Origin of the sequence: uncultured Megasphaera sp., from assembly GCF_900539295.1 — a bacterium.
Taxonomy (GTDB): domain Bacteria; phylum Bacillota; class Negativicutes; order Veillonellales; family Megasphaeraceae; genus Megasphaera.
In genome coordinates this window covers 40,486-59,231 of record NZ_UQBH01000003.1, presented here as the reverse complement: position 1 = coordinate 59,231, position 18,746 = coordinate 40,486, and the positions used below count along the sequence as shown (strand labels likewise).

General features: G+C 51.7%; 16 protein-coding genes. 1 reads left to right on the top strand and 15 read right to left on the bottom strand.

Translation table 11 applies throughout. From position 1 onward, the window contains the following. Positions 1–170: 170 nt before the first annotated feature. The 4 genes from QZQ46_RS01575 to QZQ46_RS01560 all read right to left on the bottom strand — a co-directional run bounded on the left by QZQ46_RS01575 (position 171) and on the right by QZQ46_RS01560 (position 6,859). On the bottom strand, positions 171–1,367 hold the full coding sequence (locus tag QZQ46_RS01575; RefSeq protein ID WP_296826206.1) for an N-acetylmuramoyl-L-alanine amidase: 1,197 nt from the start codon (positions 1,365–1,367) through the stop codon (positions 171–173). A gap of 308 nt (positions 1,368–1,675) precedes the next feature. Further along, on the bottom strand, positions 1,676–3,019 hold the full coding sequence (locus tag QZQ46_RS01570; protein WP_296826205.1) for an S-layer homology domain-containing protein: 1,344 nt from the start codon (positions 3,017–3,019) through the stop codon (positions 1,676–1,678). 316 nt (positions 3,020–3,335) lie between these two features. After that, positions 3,336–4,790 carry a [FeFe] hydrogenase, group A gene (locus QZQ46_RS01565; RefSeq protein ID WP_296826204.1) on the bottom strand — a complete coding sequence of 485 codons (1,455 nt, stop codon included), beginning with the start codon at positions 4,788–4,790 and terminating at the stop codon, positions 3,336–3,338. A 200-nt stretch (positions 4,791–4,990) separates the two neighbouring features. After that, complete coding sequence (locus tag QZQ46_RS01560; RefSeq protein WP_296826203.1) at positions 4,991–6,859, bottom strand: ABC-F family ATP-binding cassette domain-containing protein; 1,869 nt, start codon at positions 6,857–6,859, stop codon at positions 4,991–4,993. Positions 6,860–7,018: 159 nt separating this feature from the next. On the opposite strand from QZQ46_RS01560, the gene QZQ46_RS01555 reads away from it, so the two are divergent. Beyond that, a complete protein-coding gene (locus tag QZQ46_RS01555) occupies positions 7,019–8,569 on the top strand; it encodes a polysaccharide biosynthesis protein (RefSeq protein WP_296826202.1) in 1,551 nt (516 codons plus the stop codon). Positions 8,570–8,664: 95 nt separating this feature from the next. On the opposite strand, the gene QZQ46_RS01550 is transcribed toward QZQ46_RS01555, so the two are convergent. The 11 genes from QZQ46_RS01550 to QZQ46_RS01500 form a co-directional block, all read right to left on the bottom strand. Continuing rightward, on the bottom strand, positions 8,665–9,837 hold the full coding sequence (locus QZQ46_RS01550; RefSeq protein ID WP_296826201.1) for a pyridoxal phosphate-dependent aminotransferase: 1,173 nt from the start codon (positions 9,835–9,837) through the stop codon (positions 8,665–8,667). Between the two features lie 142 nt (positions 9,838–9,979). Further along, positions 9,980–11,188, bottom strand: coding sequence for an alanine racemase (alr, locus tag QZQ46_RS01545; protein ID WP_296826200.1), 1,209 nt, complete (start codon positions 11,186–11,188; stop codon positions 9,980–9,982). A 60-nt stretch (positions 11,189–11,248) separates the two neighbouring features. After that, complete coding sequence (locus QZQ46_RS01540; RefSeq protein ID WP_296826199.1) at positions 11,249–12,511, bottom strand: serine hydrolase; 1,263 nt, start codon at positions 12,509–12,511, stop codon at positions 11,249–11,251. 119 nt (positions 12,512–12,630) lie between these two features. Next, positions 12,631–13,416, bottom strand: coding sequence for an alginate biosynthesis protein AlgP (locus QZQ46_RS01535; protein WP_296826198.1), 786 nt, complete (start codon positions 13,414–13,416; stop codon positions 12,631–12,633). Positions 13,417–13,517: 101 nt separating this feature from the next. Next, complete coding sequence (locus QZQ46_RS01530) at positions 13,518–14,714, bottom strand: tetratricopeptide repeat protein (protein ID WP_296826197.1); 1,197 nt, start codon at positions 14,712–14,714, stop codon at positions 13,518–13,520. A 191-nt stretch (positions 14,715–14,905) separates the two neighbouring features. Next, positions 14,906–15,760 carry a pirin family protein gene (locus QZQ46_RS01525; protein ID WP_296826196.1) on the bottom strand — a complete coding sequence of 285 codons (855 nt, stop codon included), beginning with the start codon at positions 15,758–15,760 and terminating at the stop codon, positions 14,906–14,908. Positions 15,761–15,982: 222 nt separating this feature from the next. After that, positions 15,983–16,465, bottom strand: a complete 483-nt coding sequence (locus QZQ46_RS01520; protein WP_296826195.1) for a prolyl-tRNA synthetase associated domain-containing protein — start codon at positions 16,463–16,465, stop codon at positions 15,983–15,985. Positions 16,466–16,645: 180 nt separating this feature from the next. After that, positions 16,646–17,389, bottom strand: a complete 744-nt coding sequence (locus tag QZQ46_RS01515) for an SDR family oxidoreductase (RefSeq protein WP_296826194.1) — start codon at positions 17,387–17,389, stop codon at positions 16,646–16,648. Positions 17,390–17,411: 22 nt separating this feature from the next. After that, entirely contained in the window at positions 17,412–17,846 is a 435-nt protein-coding gene (locus QZQ46_RS01510; RefSeq protein ID WP_296826193.1) for a hypothetical protein, read from the bottom strand. Beyond that, positions 17,843–18,211, bottom strand: a complete 369-nt coding sequence (locus QZQ46_RS01505) for a cyclophilin-like fold protein (protein WP_296826192.1) — start codon at positions 18,209–18,211, stop codon at positions 17,843–17,845. The genes QZQ46_RS01510 and QZQ46_RS01505 overlap by 4 nt, the downstream gene beginning before the upstream one ends. Position 18,212: 1 nt before the next feature. Next, entirely contained in the window at positions 18,213–18,698 is a 486-nt protein-coding gene (locus QZQ46_RS01500) for a flavodoxin (protein WP_296826191.1), read from the bottom strand. Between the last annotated feature and the right edge of the window lie 48 nt (positions 18,699–18,746).

The following is an 18,746-nucleotide window of genomic DNA, read 5'->3' as shown; positions in this document are numbered from 1 at the left end:
GGCCTCTCCACGCGGCTTATCCATAGCCACTTATGCTACGACTCATCTACTATATCATGAATCATCCGTCCTGTCAATATAAAAGGCCTTTCAAAACGGCATTGATTCCGGACAGACAATATCCCCGTCACGGCATAACCGATAACGGGGATATTCGAGAGGAAACGGTCTTAGTTTCCGTTGTGATTAAAGTAGTCGGCCAACCCTTTTACGATGCTTTCAGCAAAGTTCTGCTGCTGAGCGTCTGTATTGAGGGCCTGTTCTTCACTCGGATTGGAGATGAAGCCGAGTTCGAGAAGCGTCGCCGGCATATTGGTATGCAGGAGGACGTAGAAGTTAGCCGTCTTTACACCGCGGTCCGAGAAGTTCGTCGCCTTCATGTTCTGCAGGTGAATGTAGTTGGCCAGGCCGTAGTCATAAGGCGTCTTACTGTTGTAATAGGCCGTGACACCGCCGGCAGACGGCGAATCGAAGGAATCGATGTGGATGCTGATGAAAACGTCAGCCTTAGCTGCATTGCCGATGTTGCTGCGGGCCTGCAGTTCTTCTACGGCGCCGTCATAAGGAGCATAGACGTCGACGTCGGTCGTGCGGGTCATGACGACGTTGGCACCGGCCGCATTCAAGAGCGCTGCCACCTTCTTGGAAATAGCCAGGGTAATGTCTTTTTCCTTAGAAAAAGCACCTACGGCACCGGAGTCGCTGCCGCCGTGACCGGGGTCGATGGCGATGGTCTTGCCCTGAAGGCCCTTGGTCAAGCTGTAAGACTGACTGCTGGCATAAGCAGGAACCGTCGTGGCTGTGGTTTTAGCCGGAGTCGATTTCGTTGGAGTCGTCGTCGGCTTCCAGGTCGTCGTCGGCTTCGAAGCCGGTTTTGATGTTGTCTTATTCCCACTGGCAGTACTCCACTGGCTCCACTGCTTTACCTTGCCGGACTTATCGTTAATGTCGATGACGACGCGGCTTGAGCCTTTCGTACCCGTCGCCCCCGGAAGGGTAAATACTTTGACGTCGTTTTTAGTCACAGCCTGGGGCACCTTGATGGTGACATCCGTACCGGCTGACCGCGACGACAGTGTCACGCGGGATATGACGTTGCTGTTAGGCTTGTATGTTTTATCTACTTTCTTACCGATTTTAGTATTGGGCAGAGTCACGAAAACATACTCGCCAGAGTTATCGATGTAAAGTTTGGGATTTACCTTGCCGCTGACATCGAGAACGGTCCGAACAAAAGGCGTATTGGCATCGTTTCGCGTTGCCGTCCGCACATTGGTAATTTCCGTTTTCGCCGCTGCATGAGCTGATACCATCGGGATCAGACAGATGAGCATAATAAGCGGAAGCATCCATATTTTTTTAAGCACGCTATCTTCTCCTTTACGATCCTAAACTGTTAACTTATTTATTATCCCACGAATAGCCAAAAAAGTCCATATTGAAGTGCGAATAAGTCAATCAGCCCCTCTTTTTAATCCCATTTTATGATAAATCTCAGATTTACTTTCGTTTAGTGACAGCGATGAACTTATTTTTGACGATTTTTTAACGACCTTCTGTTCCCCCTGCAAAGCCTGCCGGCACAACTCCTTTCAAAAGGTTTCCCTTATGCAAAAGAGGACTGCCAAAGTTGACAGTCCTCTTTTGTTATATGCTATGTAGGGGAAAGCGACTCTTAGAACAAGAAGTTGATTTCTACATCCGTGAATTCATCGGGATCGTCCGAGCCGTGTTTCGCTTTGGTGCCGAAGGTCTGAGCAGCCGTGAGGACGACGTTTTTCGCTAAGGTGTAGTCAATGCCGACACCCCAGGATTTGACGTTGTCGAGGACGCTGTCATCGCGCCAGGAGTTGGTAGCACCGCCGAGGAGGGCACCTTTATCGGAGTTGATGTATTCAACCCATGCATCCCACGTGCCCTTGGTATCGCTGTCAGCCGAGCCGTAGGTCAATTTACCGATCCAAACTTCCGGATCCTTGGTGTCGTCGCTGCCGAGATAAGCACTGTTGCTGTTGATCTTTTCGTAGTTAGCGAGGGCGTTCCATTTGCCGAAATTGAGGCTGGCATACGCACCCCAGAGGTCATCCGCTGCGAAGTAATCGCCGGTGTTGGCGCCGCCGCTGACGGAGAAGTCATTGTAATAAGCACCGATAGCAGAGCCTGCCGAGCTGCCGCCGCCGAAGATACCTTCCAAGACGCCGTAGCCGGTCTTGACGCCGTCAAAGCCGTCTTCATCGGAACCTGCAATGTCGCCGGCTTTAAATTTACCATAGCCGCCGGTCAACGCAAAGTGGTCGCCGGAATAGGACAATTCAGCCCGGTCGAAGACGTCGCCGTACTGGAAGCCGTAGGCATGATCACCGCCGAGGACGTACGTATCGGTACGGCCGACGCTGAGGTTCCACGTATTGCCGCCGAAGTTGTAGTCGACTTTGGCATTGTCCGTGAAGATGTCGTTGTTGTCGCTGGCCGAGCCGTTGTCGCCAAAGTTGAGGTCATTCGTGCTGATACCGTAGGTTACGGTCGTACGGTCGTTAACCTGGGCATTGGCACGGATACGAACGCGGTAATCCCAAGAAGAGTCGTTGCGGTAGCCTTCGCCGTCTTTAGCATTGGCCGTGCCGCGGCTCTGGTGCTGGAAGCGAACACGAGCGTCACCGGTCAATTTGACGTTGCCGACGCGGTTTTCGAGGGCGCTGACGCGGACGCCGAGGTTGTTCAGTTCATCGGCAAATTCGTCAGCCAATTTGTTGATCAGTGCCCGCTGTTCGACAGAAGCCTTGTCCATGTGAGCCATGGCTTTGGCAACCATTTCGGCAGCTTCATAACGGGTAATGTTGCGCTGACCCTGGAAGTGTTCGCCGTCGACACCCTGGATGATGCCGGCATCGGCCAGTTCTACGACGGATTTGTAAGCCCAGCTGTCAGACGGTACATCGACGAAGGGATTGGCCGCAAAGGCGCTGGCAGCACCGACAGCCATCATAACGGCTAAGGTTGTAGTGATCTTCTTTTTCATTATGTATACCTTCTTTCTTGGTTTTCAAGCCAGAAAAAGACAGGCAAACAGATCTTCCTTATTCGCTGCAATCGAGTGTTCCTAGTTTCCTCTCGCCTAAAACAAAGATAATGTCTGCACTTGCCCGCTCATTCCGTAGCTTGTTACAATGAGTACATACTTATTATAGCCTTTCATGATATTGGTTGTCAATATCTTATTTATTGTATATATTTTTCATCCACAATAGTCATAAAACCCACCACACAGCCATCGGCAAAAATCCCCGACAAAAAAGGCCCTGCAAAAAGATGCAGGACCTTTGTGATAATTCTCCTTATTCAGCTGTAGGCGGTTTGTATTTCGGCGACATGGGATTCGTCTGGGGCGTGAGGTTCTTCATGCGGCCCAACTGATCGCTCTTGTCAGAGAAATAGGTATGCAAGGTAAATTCCGCCATTTCCGACAACGGTTCGTCGAGGAATACTTCATAGAGTTCAGCGATTTCCGGATTCTGCCAGCTGGCTTTGACGTCCGTATCGGCATCGCTCTGATAGAGAGAAGCCGTCCGAGCTTCCTGTACTTTTTTAATCTGCGGCATCTTGACTTTCGGCTGGCCGCCCCCACCGATACAGCCGCCGGGGCAGGCCATGATTTCGATGAAGGAATAGTCTTCAAAGGCGTCTTCTTTGATGAGTTCGTCGATGAAGGCACGGGCATTGCCGAGACCGCTGATGGCCGCGACGTGGATGACGAAGTGACCGAAGATGACCGTCGCTTTTTTGACGCCCTGCAGGCCTCGTACCGGTTCGAAGGGGATGAAGTCCTTCGGAGCCGGACGGCCGGTAAACATATGGTATGCCGTGCGGATAGCCGCTTCCATAACGCCGCCGGAGTTGCCGAAAATACGGCCGCCGCCGGACGAAGAACCGAAGGTCTTATCGAACTGGCTGTTTTCCAGGCTGTCAAAGTCGATGCCTTCTTCCTGAATCCACCGAGCCAATTCCCGCGTCGTGATACAGATATCCGTATCGCGGATTTCCGGTTCATCCCAGAACAGGCCCGCGGCGCTCAGCTGGGGACGGCGGATTTCCGATTTTTTGGCCGTGCACGGCGTGACGCAGACGTTGACGATTTTCTTGGGGTCGATGTTCTTCTGCTGGGCAAAGTGAGTCTTGATGACCGGGCTCAAGATACTGATGGGGCTCTTCGTCGACGACAGATGAGGAATGAGGTCGGGATAGAAGGTTTCCGCAAATTCAACCCAAGCCGGGCAGCAGCTGGTGAACTGAGGAATCGGAATTTCTTCAGACTGCAGGCGGTGGAGCAACTCCATCGCTTCTTCCATGATGGTCATATCAGCACCGAAATCGGTATCGAAGACGTAGTCTGCACCGAGGGCACGCAGGGCCGCAACCATCTTGCCTTCGACGAAGCTGCCCGGTTCCATGCCGAAAGATTCACCGAGGCCGACGCGGACGGCCGGAGCCGTTTGGAAAATAACGATTTTATCCGGGTCTTTCAAGGCGTCCTTGACCCGGCCGACGTCATCGACTTCGTTGATGGCATCAAAGGGGCAGGCTGTCGCACACTGGCCGCAATGGACACAAATCGGAAGATCGCCGGTGCTGGACAGGGAATAGTAATCCAGTACGGTCTGCGTGTCGGCACAGGCGCGGCGGCATAAGGTACAATTTTTGCACTTGGTGACGTCAAACTGAACGGCACAGTTATGTTCATCAATGGGGACGCGGCGGTCGATGTTTTCAAAGCGGGAATGAAATTCAGGCATAGCAAATACTCCTTTTCGGTCTGAAATTTAAAATGCTGGTATGACGTTGGCAGCGGCCAAGAACTATGTAACATTTTATCACAAACTTTGTTACTTATAGGATAATACAAACCAGCATAAATTTCCATTGCTTTTAGAGAATTCGACCGCCTTTTTTGCCATATTTTCTATGCTTTTTTATCATATTTAAAAAATTACGGTCAGTCCCCCTTTAAATCTTCTAATTCACACCATCTTTCCGTCAAAGTATCCACTTTCTCTTGCGTTTCCTTTTGATCTGCCAAGAGTGTCTCGACTTGTTCGTAATTACTGCCGGCTGCCGCGATGGCCGCGTTGATTCCCTTGAGCATCGCCTCATAACGAGGCAGTTCTTCCGTAATTTTCTTCAGTTCTTCCTCTTGGCGCTGCGTCAGTCCGGCCTTAATCTGTACCGGTTTTATATTCGTTTTAGTAATAGAAGGTCGACTGGGCTTTTCACTTTTCTTTTCTTGGTGATGACTGTATTTTTCTTCCAAGTATTCACTATAATCGCCGTAAAAGCGTTCCCACTGCCCCGCGTGTAATGTGAAAAGTTTATCAACCACCCGATCTAAAAAGTAGCGATCGTGAGAAACGACGAGGACGACTCCCTGGAAGGTGTCGAGATAATTTTCAAGGACCGTCAAGGTCGGAATGTCGAGATCATTCGTCGGTTCGTCCAATAAGAGGACGTTGGGCTGGTCCATCAAGAGGCGCAGCAAGTACAGACGGCGCCGTTCGCCGCCGCTCAACTTGGCGATAAACGTGTGCTGCATCTCTTCCGTAAACAGGAACTGTTCGAGAAGGCGCGTGGCCGAAATGCGCTGGCCGAATTGGTTGACCACAAAGTGCCCCCGTTCCTGAATGTAATCGATGACCCGCATCGATTCATCAAAATCCGGCAGCTGCTGGGTAAAGAAGCCGAAGCGGACGGTCTGGCCGATGGTAAGGGATCCTTCTGTCGGTACCAGTTGGCCGGAAAGGACCTTCAAGAGGGTCGACTTGCCGACGCCGTTGGCTCCGATGATGCCGATGCGGTCGTGCTTGACGACGTGATAGTCCACGTGGCGGAACAAGGGCTTGGCCGGATCGTAGCCAAAGGCCACGTCATCGATGTCGAGGATGGTCTTCCCCAGTCGGGCTGACGTATCGAGGAGTTCCACTTCGCCGATGGGCTTGCCGTTTTCAATGGCACAGAGCTGTTCATACCGTTCCTTACGGGCCTTTTGTTTCGTCGACCGCGCCTGAGCGCCGCGCTGAATCCAAGCCTTTTCCCGGCGAATGAGGTTGCGCCGCTTGGCTTCACTGGCTTCGTCCCGTTCGAGTCTCTCTTGGCGCAGTTCCAAGTACTGGCTGTAATTGCCGGCATAGGTATAAACGCGGCCCCGGTCGAGTTCAATCATCGAATCGACGACGGTGTCGAGGAAATACCGGTCATGAGTGCTGAGCAGGATGGCAGACTTGCTGTCCCGGAGGTATTCTTCCAGCCAGAGGATGGTCTGTTCGTCGAGGTGGTTCGTCGGTTCGTCCATGATCAGGAGATCACAGGGCATGATCAGAGCCCGAGCCAGACCCAAGCGTTTGCGCTGGCCGCCGGAGAGGTCATCGACGGACTGGGATAAGTCGGAAATCCCCAATTTTCCGAGGATGATCTTAGCCTGCGCCTCGAGTTCCCAGGCCTGCTGGCGGTCCATTTCGGCACTGAGAGAGACGACGGCTTCGTCATCACCCTTTTGAACGGCTTCTTCATACTGCCGGAGGAGCTTCATGATGGGCAGATTGCCGTCGAGGACGCTTTCAAGGACCGAGTGGCCCGGCACAAACTGCGGTTCCTGGGGCAGATAGTGGATGCGGGCCTTGGGATTGAACCAAAGGGTACCGCTGTCCATATCGGAAAGGCCGGCAATGATCTTAAGGAGGGTCGTCTTACCGGCCCCATTGAGGCCGATGAGGCCCAGCTTCTGGCCGCTGTCGATAGCAAAGGATACGTCATCGAAGAGGACGCGGAGACCATAGGATTTCTTTACCTGTTCTACTGTTAATATATTCATTAATACATCACTTTCTCTATCTGGATTTTACGTTTACACTAGCACAAAGACCGGCAAGATGCAAGCCTTTCGACCGGCCTAGGACTATATACAAGGCCTGGCAAATGTGATAAAATTAGTTGTTATCGTGATAAATTTCTAGAGAGATAAGGGGTTACTATGGCAAACAAGTTTATCTCGGGTACCTTGATCCTGACCTTGTCCGGCTTTGTCGTCAAAGCTATTGGCAGTATCAACTGGATCATCTTGTCCCGTATTCTCGGCGGTGAAGGCATCGGCATCTATCAGATGGCCTTTCCGATCTACCTCTTGGCACTCGATATTTCCAGTGCCGGCCTTCCCATTGCAATTTCCATTATTACGGCTGAAAAAGTAGCCAAACAGGATTACTTCGGAGCCCAGCGCATCTTTCACGTATCCTTATCGATGCTGTGTACGACGGCCTTCTTCCTGAGTGTCCTCATGTTCTTTGGCTCCAGCTTCCTTATCGATGAACATATCATTCGAGAAAGCCGGGCTTATTATTCCCTCATTGCCCTGGCACCGGCAATCTTCTTTACGACGATCATCGCCGGCTATCGCGGCTATCTCCAAGGCTGGCAGCAGATGACGCCGACGGCCTTGTCCCAGATTGTCGAACAGCTGGTCCGCGTCGTCGTCATGCTGGGCTTTGCAGCCCTTCTCCTGCCCTACGGCCTCGACTATGCTGCCGGCGGTGCCAGTCTCGGTGCCGGTGCCGGTGGTCTTGCCGCCTGGCTGGTTCTCGTCTATTACTATTATAAACTGAAGCGGACCCTCCCCGTCGACGGACCGGTTTTTGAAAAGGAAAAGATCAAGTACATCTTAAAGCGCCTCATCGTCCTGGCCATTCCGATTTCCCTTTCAAGCATCATGCTCCCCGTCGTCTCCAATTTGGATCTGCTCATCGTACCGCGACGCCTCGAAGCTGCCGGCTATGCCACCCACCAGGCAACGGCCCTTTTCGGCTACCTGACGGGCATGTCGGTCCCGCTCATCAATTTGGCCACGATCTTGACGGCGGCCATGGCCATGAGCCTGGTTCCGGCCATCAGCCACAGCTTCACCTTGAAAGAATACGATGAAATCCGCGAACGGACGGCGACGTCCATGCGCATCGCCTTCCTGGTCACCATCCCCTTCAGCGTCATCCTCTACGTCATGGCTGAACCAATCGTCACCTTCATCTACAACGCGCCGGCCGCTGCCGACGCCACGCGGGCCGTGGCCATCGCCATCTGCTTTTTGGGACTGCACCAGATTTCAACGGCTATCCTCCAAGGCCTAAAAAAGCCGAAGATTCCGGTCATCAACATGGTCCTGGCCGCTGTCGTCAAAGTTATGTGCAACTGGTTCTTAGTCGCCATCCCGGCCTTCGGCATCACCGGTGCTGCCTATGCGACTGTCGCCGACATCGCCGTCGCCGCCATCCTCAACATGTGCTTCATTTACCGTGAAATCGGCTACGTCATCGACCTCAAAGTCATCTTAAAGAACGTCGTCTCGGCGGCGATCATGGGCGTTGCCATGTACTTCATGTACCCCTACCTATTCAACCATATCGGCCTGTTCCTGGCCCTGTTCCTATCCTGTATCATAGGCTCGGTCATCTACATCGGCGGCATGGTCTTAAGCGGCGGCGTCACCCGTCAGGATGCTGCCAAAATGCCCTTTATCGGCCGATTCATCTAATTTCATCTGACACAACAAAAGGAGCTGCCCCGCAGGACAGCTCCTTTTTTATGGAAAATTTGAGAAATCAGTTGATAAGCAATACAGAAGTAAGATTATTTGCGGTATTTTTCGACGAAGCGGCCCATTCTCTTCAGTGCTTCTTCGATCGTTTCCATACTGGTTGCATAGGAGATGCGGACAAAGCCTTCGCCCTGTTCGCCAAAGGCCGTACCCGGAACGACGGCAACTTTTTCTTCCTGAACCAATTTTTCGCAGAATTCAGCCGAAGTCATGCCCGTGCAGCGGATATCCGGGAAGATATAGAAGGCGCCCTTCGGTTCAAAGACCGGCAGGCCGATGTCGCGCAGGCCTTTATAGATAACTTGGCGGCGGCGGTCGTATTCCTGACGCATAGCTTCTACTTCTTCATCGCAGTCCTTCAGGGCCGTAATGCCACCGAACTGAGCCGTCGTATTGGCACACATGATGGCATACTGGTGGAGTTTCAAAATCGGTGCTAACCCGTCGCGAGGTGCGCAGATATAGCCGAGACGCATACCGGTCATGGCATGAGCTTTGGAGAAACCGTTGAATACGATTGTCCGTTCGCGCATATCCGGCAATTTGGCGAAGGTCGTGAACTTAGCATCGCCGTACATGAGTTCGCAGTAAATTTCGTCTGCCATGACGATGAGATCGTGTTTTTTAACGAATTCAGCGATAGGCATCAATTCTTCTGCCGTCATAACCGTACCGGTCGGGTTGTTCGGATAGCCGATAACCAAGGCTTTCGTCTTCGGCGTAACGACTTTTTCCAGAGCGGCTACGCTCAGTTTGAAATCATCTTCCGGATAAGTCGGTACGAATACGGCTTTCCCGCCGGCTAGTTCAACAGCTGCCGGATAAGCTACGTATGCAGGGTCTGGAATGAGGACTTCGTCGCCCGGTTCGGTCATAGCCAACAGAGCCATGGCCAAGCCTTCGGAAACGCCGACGGTAACCAGGATTTCATCTTTCGGATCGTACTTGACGCCATAGCGTTTTTCAAAGGTTTCGCTGATGGTTTCACGAAGTTCCATCATGCCCGAGTTACCGGTATAGCTCGTTTCTTTCGCATCGAGGCTGGCCTTCATAGCGTCGATAACTTTATCGGGGGCCGCAAAATCCGGTTCGCCGATACTGAGGGACAGGACGCCTTCAACCTGAGCTGCAATATCGAAGAATTTGCGAATCCCCGATGGCTTGATAGCCCTGACATTTGCCGCTGTTTTTTCGTTCCAATTCATACTAATACACCGCCTTTTCCTATGAGTATTTTTGCACTTTAATATGCTTTCTTTACATATATTATATCACTTTTGCAAGAATGATAAAAGGTTTATAACAAAAAAAATGCTGTTCCTCTCACGAGGACAGCATTTTTCTTATCTATTCGCTTATGGGCTTGTCAAAAAGATATTCTTCCCGGCCTACGGCTTTGCCGTTTTTCATATAGACACGGGGAACGCGGCGAGACAGGTTGCACATGATTTCATAATTAATCGTGCCGCAGACATCGGCGATTTCTTCAATGGAAATGAAGCTGTCGCCCTGTTGACCGAAGAGGACGACTTCGTCGCCGGCATGAACGTTGGCTTCGCCGCTGACGTCGATCATGCACTGGTCCATGCAGATCGTCCCGACCTGAGGCACGCGGTGGCCGTGGTAGAGGACGTCGACCTTGCCCGATAAAATACGGGAATAGCCGTCGGCATAGCCTACGGGAAGGGTGGCGATTTTGCGGCGTTCGGGAGCCTTGTAGTGACGGCCGTAGCTGACCGTGGCCCCGGCATCGATGAGCTTGACGTGAGCGATACAGCAACGCAGGGACATGACTGGCCGCAGGTCATAGGGCGTGATGTCGATGTCCGACGACGGCTCACAGCCGTACATGATGATGCCCGGCCGCACCATGTCGCAGTAATATTCGGGAAGTTCCAGGACAGCCGCACTGTTGCAGCAGTGGCGAAGGGCAATGTCGATGCCTTCTTCTTCCATGCGCTTGCACATCCAGCGGAAATGACCGTACTGTTCGTTCGTAAAGGTTTTATCCTTACAGTCCGATACGGCAAAGTGAGTAAAAATACCGCGGACCTCGATGTTCGGCAGGGCCGCCAAAGTCTTGATATCGGAGACACTGGCTTCATTGACGGGAAAACCGACGCGGCTCATGCCCGTATCGATGGCGATATGGACGCGCAGAATCTTGCCCAGACGCTGAGCTTCCTCTGAAAAGAATCGGGCATTCTTCAAGTTGAAGACCGCCGGCTCGATATCGTAAGTGAGGAGTTCTTCTGTTCGCCTGGCATCGGTGTGGCCGAGGATGAAGATTTCCTTATCGAGGTGAGCATAGCGCCGCAGTTCAACGGCTTCGTCCAAACTGGAGACGGCAAAGCAGTCGGCCCCGTTTTCCGCAAAGGTACGGGCCAGTTCGACACTTCCGTGTCCATAGGCATTGGCCTTGACGACGGCCGCGATTTTGACGTCCGGTCCGACGTGTTTGCGAATCTGACGCATATTATGGGCCGCTGCATCGAGATCAATTTGAGCCCAGACAGCCCGCCGGGTAAAATTCATCGTACTTTCATAAGCATTCATTGTATATCGCCTTCCCCTATGGAACTTTCCAATTGTATTGGTATCATCATAGCACAGGGCCTAGAGACCGTCAATAAAACGGCACAGGCCGTCTAAGACCTTCTCTTCCCAGATATAATTGGTGCTGAAAGAGCCCAGGCTGCGCGGATCTTCTTCAGAGATTCCCTCGCCGTTCATGACGTAGGCAAAACCGCTCTTCGTCCCCGGTATGACAAAGAGACCCGACAGGAGACCAAAGGCCTGCCCCGTGTGCCCCCAAAGAGAAATTTCTTTTTCGCGGCACGGCCGGGCAGGACCGCTGCCGTCCACCAAGAATGCTCCTAAGCCATAGGAAAAAATCGTCTGACCGCAGGTATTGCCGTTATGGCCGTCATACTGCCACTGAGGCTGGAACATCTCCCGTAAGGACGAAGGCTTAAGAATTTGCCGCCCTCGATACGCCCCGTCATGGAGGATCATCTCGAGGGTCTGCCCCATTTCAGCAAGGGACAATCGCAGCCCGCCTTGAGGCGAAAAAAAAGTGCCATTGGTCCCCGGTCGGTATCCATCGAGCTTATAGGTCTGACAGACCATTTCTGCATAAGGGTTTTGAAGGGCAACCGTCTCTTTTTCCGGCTGCCGGCCTTCAAAATCGTCGATGCTCCCCTGCCAGCTGCCGCCTTCACCATTCTTACGGTAAATCGTACCCAGCTTTTCAAATTCAGCTTCCGTCAGATTGCCCGGCACATAGTCGCCCCAGCAGTCAAGGTCCTTTAGGATGTGCTCCTTTTGATAATGGTCAAAGCGCTGACCGGTCACGGCTTCAATGACCGTTCCCAAGAGGCCGTAATTGAGGTTGCAGTAGGTAAAATACTGTCCCGGCATTTCTCCCGTGGGAGCAAAGTGCCGCCCCTCTTCCCAGTAAGGACTGCCGGCCTTGAAAAAGGATTCGACGCCGACAGACGGCGGTATGCTGTAGACCTTACCATCGCGCAGTCCCGACGTATGCGAAGCCAGCATGCGCAGCGTCAGCGGGATATCGTCATAGGCCGGATGGCGCAGGCGAAAGCCAAGATAAGAGCTGACGTCGTCATCAAGAGACAACACGCCCTCTTCGACGAACTGCAGGAGGGTAAAAACAGTGAACATCTTCGACACGGAAGCGATGCGAAAGCGGCTGTCAGCCGTCATCGGCAAGGGGTCCGGCCGGAATCGTCGGATACCGCCGGCAAAGCGGTACACTTCCTGCCCTTCATGATAAACGACGAGGGCCAAGGCCGGAACTTGAAAGGCCCCATCGCCGATGAGAGATGAAAAATAATTGTCCCAATCTGGTATCATCATGTGCCGTCTCCTAATAAAAAGCCTCATAAAGGCATCGATTCATCAAAAAAAGACTGCCCTTGCAGACAGTCTTCCCTCCGGCCTCGAAAAGAGCCCTTTTCCCCTCTGAAAAGGAACCCTTATCCGCGGTAATTTTCCGGATAAATAGTTATATCGAAATGATTTTTATCCCATTCATGCGTAATCTGATGTTTGTACGGTGCTAAGGCATTGAGGAGTACTTCATAGGCCTTGCTGCCCTGATAGATGCCGTCATCAGAAATATCGACTTTATAACCGTTTTCATGGGAGTAAAGGCCGCTGGCGTGGTAGCCGCCTTCAGCGCCGCCGGTAATGATAAAGGAAATACCGGCCTGACGAGCTTCCGCATTCAAGCGGTCCAAAAAGGCGATGGTCGAACTCTGGAAATGAACCGTATCCGTCGTGTGATTGCTGTCCCAGGGCGTATCCATCCCTTCAGTGCTGCTCCATTTGCGAAGGTTGCTCTTGCCAAAATCACGGCGATAGGCATAGGCATTGGCAATGGCCGCATCGTAAGAATCGTGCTGATACTGATACTCATACTGATCTTCATACTTCTGGCGATTCCAAGGCGTAACGACCGTTGCTTCATGAGTCGATTCAGCATAATGGTATTTTTCTTCGCCTGTCGTGGATGCGGCAGGAACGCTTTCCTGGTTATTCAAAATAGCGTGAACCCGATCTTTCAGCGAACCTTCGTGGTGTTCCGCAGTCTTCGTCGGCACATATTTTTTCTGAGCCGGCCCTTCGTGCTGAGCCTCTTCTGCCGCACCTACTGCGGCAGATACTGTTTTCTCCGTTCTGACCTGTACGTCTGCTGCCGATACCGTAACAGCACCCATAAGGCAGCATATAGACAAGGCCGCCATAACAGCCTTCTTCATCAAATTCCCCCTTCAATACGATGATGTATATATTATAGGCAGTTTCACTCAAGAATAACGCCTACAATTATACCACATCTTGCGGGAATTTGAAAAGTAAATTATTCGGACAGCAATTCGCGCTGAGTCATTTCCTGAACCGAGGCTTCATCCTGGTCGGCTTTCTGACTGTCTCCCAGTTTCTGGAAGGCCTGGCTGCGCGTTTTATAGCCATCTGCATAAGGCGCGATAGAAAGGGCTTTGGTCAAATATTCAACAGCCCGCTTGTAATCGCCCTGATCAAAAGCCAACTGGCCCATACTGTCGTATACGGCATGGTAATCGGAATTGGTTACGGCCAAGCGCAGGGCACTGGCATAGTCTTTCCGAGCCTTATTGTACTGTTTGAGATAGCGGTAACATTCACCGCGGTTGTTGTAATCCATGGCCGTTTCCTTTATGGACAAAGCCTTGGTTAAATCGGCAATCCCTTTTTCCGGCTGCGATAATTTGGCATAGACCAAACCTCGCTGGGAGTAGACATCCCTATTTTCCGGCTCTTGTTCAACCGCTTTATTCAACAAGTTCAAGGCCAGTTCATTCAGGTCGTTCTGTTCAGCCATAAAGCCGGCTAAGAAATAATGGCCCTGATGCATGAGTTCATACATGGTGCCGATATTCATACGGCGTTTTGCCAGCTGCTTTCTTCCTTGTTTTTGGTAAATCAAACTTTCGAGGAAATAATTCTTTGAGAAAGACGGCAGCAGTTTTTCCCCTTGGCGGAGATCGGCCAAAGCCTGATCATAAGAGTCGGTCTTGGTATAGGCCCGAGCCCGGTTAAAATAGGCCAGTACCTGATAAGGTTCGCCCGGTTTCGACAAGGTCAACGCCTGAGTATAATCCTTGACAGCCAATTTATAATCCTGGCGCTGTTCGTAGACCGAACCCCGGTTAAGATACAAATAGGTCTTGTCCGGTGCCAAGGAAACAGCCTTGTCACTATCAGCCAGGGCTTCGTCCGAGTTGCCCATCATCAAGTAAATAAGGCCGCGCCGAGCATACAGATCGGCGTTGTCCGAGTCTGACTCAATTTGTCGATTCATGATCTGCAGGGCTTCGTCATAGTTATTACTCCGAACGGCTTGAGAAAGGCTGCTGTCTTGATTGTCTTCCGGCAGGGACGGCGTCACTTCCGCTGCCGCCGCAGCAGCTTTTGTCGTCACATCGCGGCCGGCATCGTCATCTGCCATGGAAAAAGCCGGTATCATGAGCAAACAAGACGCCATCCCGGCCAACACACATCGTTTCAATCCTTTCATAATCAGGACCCCCTTATTGGTGGTTAAATGAATGCTATTGTATATATTTCGACATTTTTCTAAAAAATCCTTCAAAGATTCAGTTAAATACCAAATCCACGGTTATTTCTCCTCGAAAAAGGGCAAAAAAAGCCCCTCCGGTGGGGATATTCGCCGCCGGAAGGGACAAAAACACATCTTTTTTGTAAGGCTCAGCCCTTATGAGGGTCAAAGTCGAGCCGATCTTTTATAAAGGTATTATTTTGCAATTCTTCAAAGGCCTGCTGCAGCTCCTGTTTAGTATTCATGACGATAGGGCCGCCCCAAACGACGGGTTCATGAAGAGCCCGGGACTGCATGACCAGTATCTGCGAGCCCCCTTCAGCCCCCTGGAGGGTCAGGCTTTCGCCGTCTGAAAGTTTAACCGCCGTCTTTACTTCCACCGGTTCGCCGGCGATGACGGCATCGCCTAAGAGGGTAAAGGCCATGACCGAATCGTCGGCCTTCGTTTCGAGGACGAATTCAGCACCGGCTTCCAAATGAATATCGTAGTAATTGAGAGGCAGATGGTCGCCCTGATGGGCCTTGCGGCCCTTGTATTCTCCGGCCAGCAGACGGATAAATCCGCCTTCGATGCTGATTTCTTCGATTTCATCGTTGCCGATATGGCGGTACGTCGGCCGGCTCATCTTTTCTTTCTGCGGCAGGTTCAGCCACAGCTGGACGCCTAAAATCCGCGGTGACGCCGGAACCTGTTCTTCATGGAGAATCCCTGATCCCGAGTTCATCCACTGGACTTCGCCGTCGGAAATACTGTCTTCATTGCCAAGGGTATCCTTGTGGACCATCTTCCCTTTATAGAGGTAGGTCACCGTTTCAATCCCCCGATGAGGATGCATGGGAAATCCCGCCGTATAGTCATCGGGATTCGTACTGTCAAAAGAATCGAGCATGAGGATCGGGTCAAAAGCTTCTACCGTAGCGTTTCCCAAGACGCGGGTCAGGTGGACCCCTGCCCCATCAATGGCTTTAGAGCCCTTCACGCGCTTTACAATTATCCGTTCCATATTTCCCTCCACTTCTACACATGATTTCACCAATCGGTGATAACACAGACATCTGCCCCAAAGGCGGTCCTTTGCCATCAATTCGGCCAAGGCCGCACCAAGGCATCATAAGAGACAGACAAGTTAATTACACAAAAAGTATTGTTTCACGTCCATAATACCTTTTTTCTGCTTTCAGGTAAAGAGGTCATTTTTTCGATTGTGTCTAGAGATTCTTATCGATCAAACGTCGACAAACTCCGCCTCATTCCCGTGTTCTTGAATGAGAGACAGCAAGTCGTCAGCCGAAAGCCATACCGTCGCCGTATTGTCATTGGGATGAACGCCTATGAGGTTATCCTTAAAGTCGGCATCGACATAGAGATGAACCCGTCTTTCCCCATCGTTGAGGAGACCCAGGGGCGTCACGGCGCCGGGAGTCAGATGCAAGATGGCCATCAAATCGTCCGGCGAGGCAAAAGAAAGGGCCCTCAGGCCCTGGGCTTTGCGAAAGGCCTTCAAATCGACCCGCTTATCGCCCTTGACGGAAATCAAATAGTAGTGCTGCTTTTTATCGTCGCGGACAAAGAGGTTCTTGGCATCCCACTGCGGATAGGGCAGGGCCACGGCCCGTATTTCTTCCATATTGAAAACGGCCTCGTGATCCGTCACCTCATAGGAAATTCCCTTGGCCTTCAAATAAGCGTATATCTCTTCTTTTCCCATGATGGATTCCTCCTTGCCGCCCCTTATCACAGGCCGCAGCTCATATCTTTATGTTCTTTAGTATACCATGGTTGGGGCCATTTTTTGAATGCTAAAAAAAGAGCGCCGCCCTCCTAAAAAGAAGGATCAGCACTCTTTCTCCTGCCTTACGATTATAAAAAATCTCAGCAAGCGTACTCGTCAAGCCTGACTCGTCGGATAGATGGTCATTTCACTGATGTCGACGTCTTCCGGCTGTTCGATAGCAAAGCGGACGCAGGAAGCGACGGCATCGGGAGAAATGCTGTGGACTTGATAGAAATTTTTCATCCGCTCTGCCGTAGCCTCATCACCGATATGATGCACGAGTTCCGTATCGATGGCCGCAGGAAACAGGGTCGTCGTGCGAATACGGGTCCCCTCCTGGGCCGACTCCATGCGGACGACTTCCATGGCATTGCGGACAGCAAATTTTGTGGCCCCGTAGACGCCGGAACCGACGTAGTTTTTAAGGCCGGCCACAGAAGACGTAGTAATAATATGACCGCCCTTTTGGGCTTTAAAAACAGGCAGTACGGCGGCAATGCCGTGGAGGACGCCTTTGAGGTTGACGTCGATCATGGCATTCCATTCATCGATGCGGACGTCACTCATGGGCGAATTGGGCATGATGCCGGCATTGTTGAATAAGACATCGACCCGTCCGAAGGTATCCATGGCAGCCTGTACCAGACCTTGGACCTGGTCAAATCGGGTCACATCGACTTGATAATACGCGGCTTTCCCGCCCAGGTGTTCAATATCGCGGACGAGGGCTTCGAGCCGCTGCGTGCGCCGGGCGCCGAGCATGACCTTGGCCCCTTGTTTGGCCAGCATCATGGCCGTGGCTGCGCCGATGCCCGAAGACGCACCGGTGATGACGACGACTTTATCACGAATAGACATAGTAGTTCTCCTTTCTAATCAATTATTCTTCTTTCGTCAGCCGATGATGATAGCGGACGACATTCATTTCTTTCAAATTATCGGGATTGATTTCAATCGTTTCGCCATAAGGCTCGAGGTAAATGCTGTGGTCGCCGCTGATGGACCAGGTCCCGGAATAGATGTTGTCTACATTATGCTGATTTTCGGTCCACGTGTGATCGGCCTTAAAGGTAATCTTTTGGTTGATGTCGGTATCGATGTGGTTGATCCATACGCCGACGATATCCTTATCTTCAATGGCCCGTTGTTTTTGGCTGGCCGATGAACTTTCATCGACGCCGGAAGCCTGGGCCGTACCGGTATTTTGCTGCGGCTGCGGTTCATTTTGCGCCGCTTCCCCGCAGCCGGCTACGAAGGCAGATATTAAACTGATCAGCAAGACAGACGTGATTTTCTTCGACAATTTCATCATCATTTCTCCTTTACAGTTTCAAATAAAATATCGGCATCGGCCATGCCGGAAAAGAAACGGATATCGCCGTCGACGTGGCCAATGGGAACCTGTTCAAAGACTTCGCCGTTCTGACTGTATAAGATGACCAGACTCCCGAGAGGCGGCCAGAAAGAAATGTCACCTACGGCGTAATCCTTATTCTGCGACGCTTTTACGGGCAGGCTGCCGCCGCCGAAGCGATGGCACATTTCCCGACCGTAGAGATTGGACATCTTAATCGTAAAGGGCATCTTTTTCAACAAGGCCCGTGCCGTAGCATTGTCCTTCCAGTCGGCCCAAAGAACTTTTTCGTGATTAATCGTTACTTTTACTTTCGTATCGTTCATCTTATGGATTCACTCCTAACTTCTCAATCCAGCTGCGTATTTTCTTCTGACAATGATTCACTTCATAACTTCCGATACAGAGCCCCCGGCCCAAGGTCGACTTCGGCAGATAGCGCTTCATATCGGCTATCGTATCGTGTAAGTCGCTGCCGCCGGAAGTCGCAAAGGGGATGACCGTCTTCCCGGAAAAATCATAGGCTTCATAAAAAGACCGGACGACCATCGGTTCCCGGTACCACCAGATGGGGTGGCCGATGAACACTACATCGTAGTCGTCCATGGCGGCTATCTGAGTTTTCAAAGGCGGGCGGATATCGTCATTTACTTCTTGGTGAGCCTGACGCGAGCAGGGGTCGTGGTCTTGGGGATAGAAACGGTCGGTTTCTATTTCGAATAAGTCGCCGCCGGTCTGCCGGGCAATTTCCCGGGCCACGGCGCGAGTATTTCCGCTATGGGAAAAGTAGGCAATTAAAATCGTGTGCTTCATCGTTGTCCCTCCTTCTGACAAGGTTATTATGCCACGCCTTGCCTTGAC